5 protein-coding genes are annotated in these 8,919 nt (G+C 77.1%); all 5 read right to left on the reverse strand.

What is annotated here, in order from left to right; genetic code table 11:
- Positions 1 to 3: 3 nt before the first annotated feature.
- The 5 genes from EF918_RS27660 to EF918_RS27680 are packed head-to-tail and all read right to left on the reverse strand — an operon-like array spanning position 4 to position 8,844.
- Positions 4 to 1,170 carry a glycosyltransferase gene (locus tag EF918_RS27660; RefSeq protein WP_185921946.1) on the reverse strand — a complete coding sequence of 389 codons (1,167 nt, stop codon included), beginning with the start codon at positions 1,168 to 1,170 and terminating at the stop codon, positions 4 to 6.
- On the reverse strand, positions 1,167 to 1,970 hold the full coding sequence (locus EF918_RS27665) for an alpha/beta fold hydrolase (protein ID WP_125651653.1): 804 nt from the start codon (positions 1,968 to 1,970) through the stop codon (positions 1,167 to 1,169). The genes EF918_RS27660 and EF918_RS27665 overlap by 4 nt, the downstream gene beginning before the upstream one ends.
- A gap of 5 nt (positions 1,971 to 1,975) precedes the next feature.
- Positions 1,976 to 2,296 (reverse strand): acyl carrier protein, encoded by a 321-nt coding sequence (locus EF918_RS27670; RefSeq protein WP_125651654.1) that lies wholly within the window; start codon positions 2,294 to 2,296, stop codon positions 1,976 to 1,978.
- A complete protein-coding gene (locus EF918_RS27675) occupies positions 2,286 to 6,905 on the reverse strand; it encodes a type I polyketide synthase (RefSeq protein ID WP_125651655.1) in 4,620 nt (1,539 codons plus the stop codon). Before EF918_RS27675 ends, EF918_RS27670 begins: the two co-directional genes overlap by 11 nt.
- A complete protein-coding gene (locus tag EF918_RS27680) occupies positions 6,898 to 8,844 on the reverse strand; it encodes an SDR family NAD(P)-dependent oxidoreductase (RefSeq protein WP_221889761.1) in 1,947 nt (648 codons plus the stop codon). The genes EF918_RS27675 and EF918_RS27680 overlap by 8 nt, the downstream gene beginning before the upstream one ends.
- Between the last annotated feature and the right edge of the window lie 75 nt (positions 8,845 to 8,919).

Here is an 8,919-nt window from a genome sequence, read left to right on the forward strand (position 1 = left end):
GGGTCATGAGATCTGCTTCTCCAATCGGTCGGCCGCGGCGGCCGCTCCGCCCGCCGCGGCGAACGAGGCCTGGATCCGCCGTGCCGCACGGCGGTGGGCGGGGGAGTCGAGCACGTTCGTGAGCGCGGCGCGCAACTCCTGGGGCCGGGGCCGCCCGAAGCGCACCCGGACCCCGGCGCCGGCCGAGGCCACCTGCTCGGCCACGATCGGCTGGTCGTCCCGGATCGGGGCCACCACCAGCGGCAGACCGTGGGCGAGGGCCTCGCAGACCGTGTTGTGACCGCCGTGGCACAGCACGGCGTCCAGGTGCGGCAGCAGGGAGAGTTGGGGTACCCGCTCCTGGAGCAGCACGTGCCCGGGCACCGGACCCACCAGCGCGGGCGGGGCGGCCAGCACCAGCTGCACGCTGTCGGACAGCGGCTCCGCGGCCGCGAGCACGGCCTCGTAGAACCGGCCGCCCGCCGCCCCGTTGAGGGTGCCGAGGGAGACCAGCACCCGCCGCCGGCCGGGGTCGAGCCGACGCCACGGGAAACCGGTCGCCCCCGCCGGACGCGCCCCGAGGGCCGGTCCGACGAAGACGCAGGAGGCGGGGAACTCGGCTCCGGCCCCGATCAGTTCGGGGGTGGAGAACACCAGCACCAGCCGGTCCGAGAACCGCGGGTCCCAGCCCCGGCCGGCCCCGCACTCCGCGAGCAGTCCGGCGATCTGCTCCGCCACCCACGCGCCCACCTTCGGGAACCCGTCGAACGGCCGGGTGAACTCCGCCGACGTGCTCGCCGAGGTCACCCACGGTACCCCGGCCCGACGCGCCGCGACCGGCCCGGCCAGGGCCTGCTGGTCGGCGACCACCAGGTCCGGACGGAACTCCCGTACGGCGTCCAGCACGCCCGGCAGCATCGCCCGGGCCAGCGGCACCAGGGCCTCCTCCCACAGGAAGCGGAGCGCGGCCACCCCGCGCAGGTCCCGCCACCGCTCGTGGAGCCGTCCGTACCCGTCGCCCGTCCGTTCCCCGGCGGGCAGGACGTGCGACCGCTCCGGCAGCAGCCCGGTGAGCACCTCGGCGGGACCGGCCCAGGCCACCTCGTGCCCGCGGGCGGCGAGTTCGGCGCCGACGGCGACGGTCGGGTTGACGTGCCCCGTCAGCGGCGGGACCACGAAGAGCACCCTCATGGCACCAGTGCTCCCGTCACCGCGTCGAGGTGGGCCAGCACGGACGCGCGCAGCACACCGCTGGTCTCCTTGAGCACGTCGTGCCCCAGACCCGGCAGCACCTCCAGCACGCAGCGGCGCGCATGCGCCAGCAACTCCCGTGCCCCCGGCAGCAGTTCCGAGTGCTCGCCGCAGACGACCAGCACCGGGCAGTGCAGCCGTGCGTAGTCCGCCGGGGTGAACACCCGGCTGGTCGCGATGTCGTCGATCAGCGAGGTCCGGTTCAGCAGGGCGTCGGCGATGGTGGTGAGCTGGGCCGCCTTGCGCAGCCGCAGCCCGTGCAGTTCGGACGGCACCACGCTGCCCTCCAGACCGAGGGCCGCTGCGGACAGGGTGTCCAGCATGTTCTCCACCCATGCCCCGCTGAGCGGCGGCTCCAGCAGGGTCAGCCCGGCGACGAGGCCGGGCCGGGCGAGGGCGGCGTGCAGCGCCAGGGTGGCGCCGTAGCTGTTGCCGACCAGGTGCACCGGCCGGTGCCCGAGCCCCAGCGCGCCGAGCAGGGCCACCAGGTCGGCCACCGCGGTGCGGGCGTCGTAGCCGGTGGCGGGCCGCTCGGAACGGCCGTGCCCACGCAGGTCGTAGAGGACCACCTCGTGGCCGGCACGGGCGACGGGCAGGGCGAGGGGACAGTAGAAGGAGGACAGGTTGTCCACCGCCAGCCCGTGCAGGAAGACCACCACCGGCCGGGCCGGGTCGGGGTCGACGGGCGCGGGCAGCCGCTGGACGTGGAAGCGGACGGAGTTCGCGAGGACCTCGGCCATGGCGGTCAGCCGGCGGCGTGCGGGGGGCCGGCGCGGTGCTGCCGGGACCGGGCGATGTGGCCGACGAGATCGCCGACCGACAGCGCCAGGACCTCCTCCATGTCCTTCTCCGCGAGGAAGCCCATCAGGTCCACCTCGTCGCCGTACCGCTGGTGCAGCAGCTCGGCGAGCGCCACGAACTCGATGCTCTCCAGGGCCAGGTCCTCGTTGAAGGTCGTGGCCAGGGTGACCTCCTCGGCCAGCAGGAACTCGTCGCCGACGATCTCCACGAGCATGCCGGTGATCTCGGCGAGGAGCTCGGACGCGGTGCGGACGTCAGATGCCATGGGTGGACTCCATGAGGGGAACGGGCCGGGCCGCCGGTACGGCGGTCCAGGCGACGACGTGGTCGAGGCCGGGCCGTCCCTCGGGGGCGGCCAGCACAGTGGTCCGTACGAGCCGGGCGGTGCCCTCGGGCGACACCACCCGCAGGGCGCCGGCCTCCGGACCGGCGGTCACCCGCCAGTCCCGCGGCCGGCCGCCGAGCCCGGTGCCGGCCGCCTTGGCGGCGGCCTCCTTGACGCACCACAGCGCGGTCAGCGCGGCCGGCCCGGACAGGCCCTGGGTAGCGGCCAGTTCCTCGGCGAGGGCGGCCTCGCCGGGGCCACAGGCCACCCGGAGCAGGGCGCCGGGGTCGGCGGTCACCGTCTCGACGTCGATCCCGACCGGCTCGGTGGGATGGGCCAGGGCCACCGCCACCCGGTCCTTGTGGGCCAGCGACAGCCGGAAACCCTGGGCGAGCGGGCCCTGCGGCACCGGCCGCCCGTACGCGTCGGCCCCCACGGGTACCTCCACCGGGAACACCGGCCCGGCGCCGCGGTCCCACAGCAGCCTGCGTAGGGCGTCCTTGGCGGCGATCCGACCCAGCAGCCAGGCGTTGCGGGCGCGCGGCGACAGGCCGTCGTAGACGGCGCGCTCACCGGCCCCGAGATAGCGGCGCATCACCAACTCCTGCGAGGCCGGGTCGGTCCACCGGCGGTGCGCGACGCACCAGCCCTCGGGCCGGGGCTCACCGATGCCGCACACCTCCGGGGTGAACTTCATCGGCCACACCCGCTCGTCGGCGGCGAACCGGCGGTACGTCCAGCCGTCGACCGCGGCCCACACCGAGCCGTCGGGCAGCCGGAGTTCGACGTCGCCGCGCACCGAGAGCCGGCGCACCTCGCGGATCCGGGCCGTGGCGTGCAGCAGGGTGCCGGGCGCGGGCGGCGGCCCGTAGAGCCGGATCCGGTCGACGGTGGCCGGGAACACCAACCGGTCCACGGGGAGCCGCAGTTGCATCCAGTGGCCGAAGAGCTGCCCGGCGGCGTCCAACAGCGCGCCCGGCGCCGGCAGCGCGCGCAGCACCCCGCGGATGCCGTCCTCGCCGACAGCGGTCACCTCGTGCACCCCGGCGAACTGCGGACCGTGGAACATCCACCGGTCCCGGTACAGCGCCTCCGCGCTGACGGGCGCCGGTCGTTCGCCCCGGACGGGACCGGCCGTGGCCGGCGGCGGCGCGGGGTGGGCGGGGGCGGTCAGCACGACCAGGTCGGCGCAGTCCCCGAGCCGGACCCGGACCCGGCCGGGGGCCAGGACCCGCGTGGACACCTCCAGGTCCACGGCCGGTTCGACGACCAGCCAACGCAGGGCGCGGACGTCGTCGTACCCGACGACGGTGACCGGGGCGGGGTCGGCCCCGTACCCGGCCCCGTGCCCGCTCCCGTGCCCGTCCCGGTCCCCGTGCCGTACGGCGCCGGCGGCCAGTTCGAGCATGGTCGTCATCGGCACGACCGGGAACCGGTCCGAGTCCTCGGGCCAGTGCTCCGGCTGGAGGTACACGCAGTGGTCCCGTACGCAGGGCAGCTCGGCGAGCGACAGCCGCAGGGTGCGGCGCCCGACCGCCGGGCTTCGCTCCGGGGGCGCGGGTGGCTGCGCGGGGGCGTCCTCCGGGTCCGCGTCGAGGGCGGAGAGCAGGACGGGACGGACCGGCCGGGGGACCGGCGGGGTCGCCCGGTGGACCGGCGGGGTCGCCCGGTCCGCCGAGAGCCCGCCGAGGGTGCGGACCGTCTCGGGGGACAGCCGGACCAGGGGGGAGCCGAGGTCCAGCGGCACGCCGGGGCGCCGGCGCGGTGGCTCCGGGGTGGCGCCCGTAGCGGCCGGGGGTGCCGGTGCGAGCCGTGCCCAGTCGGGGTCCAGGCCCTCCGCCCACAGGGCGGCGGCCGTACAGCGCAGGGCCGCCAGGCCCGTCAGGCGCGGCGCCGAGGTGGCGACCGCGAGATGCTCACGGCCCCGGAGGGTGTCCTCGACGAAACCGGTCAGGCTGCCGGGCCCGGCCGACACGAAGGCCCGTACGCCCGCGTCCTCGTGGAGCCGCAGCGTCAGCCGACGGAAGTCGACCGGCCGCACCAGGTGGCGGACGATCAGATCCCTTATCCCGTGCGGCGATTCGGGGTACGGCGCCCCGGTCGTGGCCGACCAGACGGGCAGGGCGGGCCGGGTCAGGGGGAGCCGGCCGAAGGCGCGGCGCACCTGGCCGAGGTACGGCTCCCACATCGGCGTGTGGAAGCCCGAGCGGAACGGCAGTTCCTGGCCGAGGACCCCCTCCCCGCGCAGCCGGGCCAGCACCTCGGCGACGGCGGCCGGGGTCCCGCACACCACCGACTGGTGGGGGCAGTTGTCATGGCTGACCACCACGTCCGTGCGTCCGCGCAGGGCGGCCCCGGCGCGGTCGGCGCCGCAGCCGAGGGCGGCGTAGACCAGGTCCGGGACCTCGATCGCACCCGGCCGCAGCGAGTCGAGGAACGCGTCCACGGCCTCGGTGGGGTACATCCCGGCGGCCACCATCGCGGCCCACTCGCCCACCGAGTGGCCCGCGAGGAGATCGGCCTCGATGCCGAGGGCCCGTAGGGCCGAGGCGAAGAACCGGCCCGCGCCGATCGCGTCGAGGGCGCGTTCGACCAGGGCGGTGCCCCGGGTCAGCGCAGGCGCCGCCAGGCCCAGCCGCTCCGCCACGTCGCCCACGGCCGGCGCGAACTCCGGCTCCAGACCGGGGAAGAGCACGGCCACCCGGCCGCCGCCGGCCGGGCCGAGCAGCGGTTTCGGGCCGAACCAGACGTCGCCCCGGCCCCGCCAGGGCGTGCCGCGCGCCACGACCTTCGCGGCGAGCGCGAGCCGCTGCGGGGTCGGCCCGACCACGGCGAGCCGGCAGGGGCCGTCCGCGTCGCTCCCGGACCACATCTCGGCCCCGGCCTCCGCCGCCCCGGCCTCGGCCAGCCGGCGGGCCAGGGTGGCGGGGTCCGGGGCGGTCAGCAGCAGCACCCGCTCACCCCGGGCCAGGACGCCCGCCGCGGGGGCCGCCGCCGAGGCCGAGGCCCTGTCCGGCGCCTGCCCGGTCCCGCCCAGGGGCAGGAAGCGGCGGGCCGGCGCCGGCCGGGCGGCGGTGGACGGGGCTTCCTCCAGGATCGCGTGGGCGTTGATCCCCCCGAAGCCGAAGGCGTTCACCCCCGCACGGCGCGGGGCCCCGCCCCGCTCCCACGGTTCCGCCACCGTGACCGGCCGCATCCGGGTCCGGGCGAGGTCCGGGTGGGGCTCGTCCACGTGCAGGGTGGGCAGCAGCACGCCCTCGTGCACCGCCAGGGCCGCCTTGATCAGCCCCGCCATGCCGGACGCCTGCATGGTGTGGCCCAGCATCGACTTCACCGAGCCGAGCCCGATCGATCCGCCCGGTCCCGCTCCGGCCGCCCGGGCCGCCCCGGCCGCTCCCGCCGCGCTCGCGGGGCCGAACACCCGGGCCAGAGTGTCGAGTTCGGCGGCGTCGCCGACCGGTGTGCCGGTGCCGTGCGCCTCCAGCAGACCCAGCGCGTCCGCCGCGCGCGGGTCGAGCCCGGCCTCCCGCCAGGCCCGTTCCAGCGCCCGTACCTGGCCCTCCGGCAGCGGACTCATCAGACTGGCCGCCCGGCCGTCGCCGGCCACACCGGTCCCGCGGATCACCGCGTACACCCGGTCCCCGTCCCGCTCCGCGTCGGCGAGCCGCTTCAGCAGCACGATCCCGGTGCCCTCGGACAGCAGCGTGCCGTCCGCGCGGCGGTCGAACGGCCGGATCCGCTCGCTCGGGCTCAGCGCCCGTAGCTGGGTGAACACGCTCCACAGCGTGGCGATGTGGCAGTGGTGCACCGCCCCCGCCACCACCAGGTCGCAGCGCCCGCCCGCCAGCAGGCCCACCGCCTGGTCCACCGCGAGCAGCGAGGAGGCGCAGGCCGCGTCCAGGGTGTACGCGGGCCCGCACAGGTCCAGCCGGTTCGCCGTCCGGGCGGCGGTGAAGCTCGGCACCAGGCCGATCGAGGCGTCCGGCCGCTCGGGGCCCAGGGCCTCCTGGAACGCGGCCCGCACCGCGGCGATCCGCCGCTCGCCGAGCTCGGGCGCGAGTTCGCGCAGGGTCTGCGCCAACTGGTGCGCGGTCCTGACCCGTTGGTCCAGTCGTGCGGTGGCCACCCCCATGAACCCGCCGCGCCCCAGCACCACGCCGATGCGGGAGCGGTCGGCCGGCAGCCGGTCCTCGCCGCCGGCGTCGGCGATCGCCTCGGCTGTGGCGTGCAGCGCGAGCATCTGGTCGGGCTCGGCCCCGTCCACGGCCGTCGGCATGATGCCGAAGCGGGTCGGGTCGAACGTCGCCAGCCCGTCGACGAAGCCGCCGCGCCGGCAGTAGAACCGGTCGCTGACCGCGGGGCCGGTGGCACCGGCCGCGTCGTAGTAGACCTCGGGGTCCCAACGGCCGGACGGGACGGTGGTGATGGCGTCGGTCCCGGCGAGGAGGTTGCGCCGGAAGGCGGCGAGGTCGGGGGCTCCCGGGAGGACGGCGCCCATCCCGACGATCGCGGCGTCCGTGGGCCGTGGGCCGCGGCGCAGCTCAGCCATGGTGTCCGCCCCCGCCGGCGCTCCCGGCCGCCGCGTCCGGGGCGTCGCCCTCGCCCTGCTCGGCCATGAGGACGACCTGGACGTCGGTGCCGCCGGCGAGTTCGGCGAGGAAGGCCGAGGTTCCGGCGTCGGGGTCGATCAGGGCGATGCCGCGGCGGGCGTAGGCCCGTTCCAGTTCCGGTGTGACCATCCCGCCGGCCTCGGCGGCCCACGGTCCCCAGTCCACGGAGAACACCCGGCCGGGGAAGCCGCCCGCCCAGGCCCGGGCGAGGGTGTCCAGGGCGTCGTTGGCGGCGGCGTAGTCGCACTGGCCGCGGTTGCCGTACACGCCGGCGACGCTGCCGAACAGGGCGAGGAACCGGGGGGCGGGCGTGGTGCCGTGCTCGGCGGCCGCGGCCGCCAGGTGGCGGGCCCCGCCGACCTTGGTGGCGAACACCTCGGCGAAGGACGCCGGTTCCTTGTCCCGCAGCAGGGCGTCGCGCAGCAGCCCGGCACCGTGCACGATCCCGTCGAGCCGGCCGTGGCGGGCGCGTACGTCGGCCAGCACGGCCCGGACGGCCGCTTCGTCGGTGACGTCGGCGCGGTGGTAGCGCACCGAGGCGGCGTCCCGGGCCAGGGCGTCGAGGGTGGCCCTGACCTCGCGGCCGGCCAGGATCCGCGAGGCCGCGGCCTCGATCTCGGCCGGGGCGCGCAGGCCGTGCGCGATCAGCGCGGCACGCAGCGCCACCCGGTCCTGGGCGTGCGGGAACGGGTCCTCCCCGGTGGGCGGGGCGGTCCGCCCCAGGAGCTCGACGTGGCAGCCGGTGGCCCGGGCCAGGGCGAGGGCGGTCCGGGCGGTGATGCCGCGGGCGCCGCCGGTGAGCAGCACCACCGCATCGCGGTCGAGCGGCAGTTCGCCCCGCAGCGGCGCGGTCCCGCCCGGCACGGCCTGCCGGGCGCACCGCGCGCCGTCCGGCCCGTACGTCACCGAGGCGGGCCCGTCGGGGGTGCACAGCTCGGCCAGCAGCCGGGCCGCGACCCGCTCCGGGTGGTCCTTGGGATCGACGTCGACGGCCCGCACCACCGTGCCCGGGTACTCCAGGGCCGCGGTCCGCGCGAAGCCGTGGATCCCGGCACCGGGCACCGGATCGGCCCCCGGATCGGCGGCCGTCCCGGTGACGAGCACCAGCCAACGGACTCCACCGGTCAGCACCCGCCGAAGCCCACCGAACACCTCGGGCAGCACCGGCTCGGCGGCATGGCGCAGGGCCCCGAGATCCACGACGCCGTCGAACCGCGGCTCTCCTGCGGGTCCTGCGGGGCCGGCGGGGGTGTCGGGCTCGGCGGTTGCGGGCCCGGCGCCTGGCCCGGCGTGGCTCTCGGCGGCGGCCGGCTCGTCGGTCAGGGGGTGGCCGGGTTCGGTGAGGGGGGTCACCTCGGCGCCGTGGGAGCGGAGGAGTTCGCCGAGGGCGAGTCCGATCCCGTGTCCGTCCTCGACGATGCCGAACCGCCGCCCCCGCAGCACCTCGTCCGCGTTCCGCGCATCGGCCTCCCCGACCGGGACGTCCTCGACGCGGAGCCGTTGCAGCCGGGGCACGGGCATGTGCGCGGCGGGCCCGGCGCCGGCGGCCGGGGCGGGGGCCGTGCCGGCGCGGGCGGCGGCGGGGTGATGGGCGACGATCCAGTCGACGATGCCGCGCAGGGTCTTGATCCGCGCCAGCTCCTCGACGGCGCTGCCGTCGGCGGAGTCGCCGTCGGCGCCCGCGCCCCCCGGCAGCAGCCCGACGCGGTCGGCCAGGGCGCCGACGATCTCGACGCGCTTGATCGAGTCGATCGAGAGGTCCGCCTCCAGGTCGAGATCGGGTTCGAGCATGTCGTGGGGGTAGCCGGTCCGCCCGTGGACGATGTCCAGCACGACCTCCATGACCTCGTCGGCGCCGGGCGCCACAGTCGTGTCCACCACCGCTGCCGCTGACGCTGTGGAGCTACCGCCGTCGGCCCCCGGTCCGCCCCCGTCGCCCCTGCCGTCCTGGAC

The organism is Streptomyces sp. WAC06614 (assembly GCF_003949795.1).
In the GTDB taxonomy this organism is placed as follows: Bacteria; Actinomycetota; Actinomycetes; order Streptomycetales; family Streptomycetaceae; genus Streptomyces.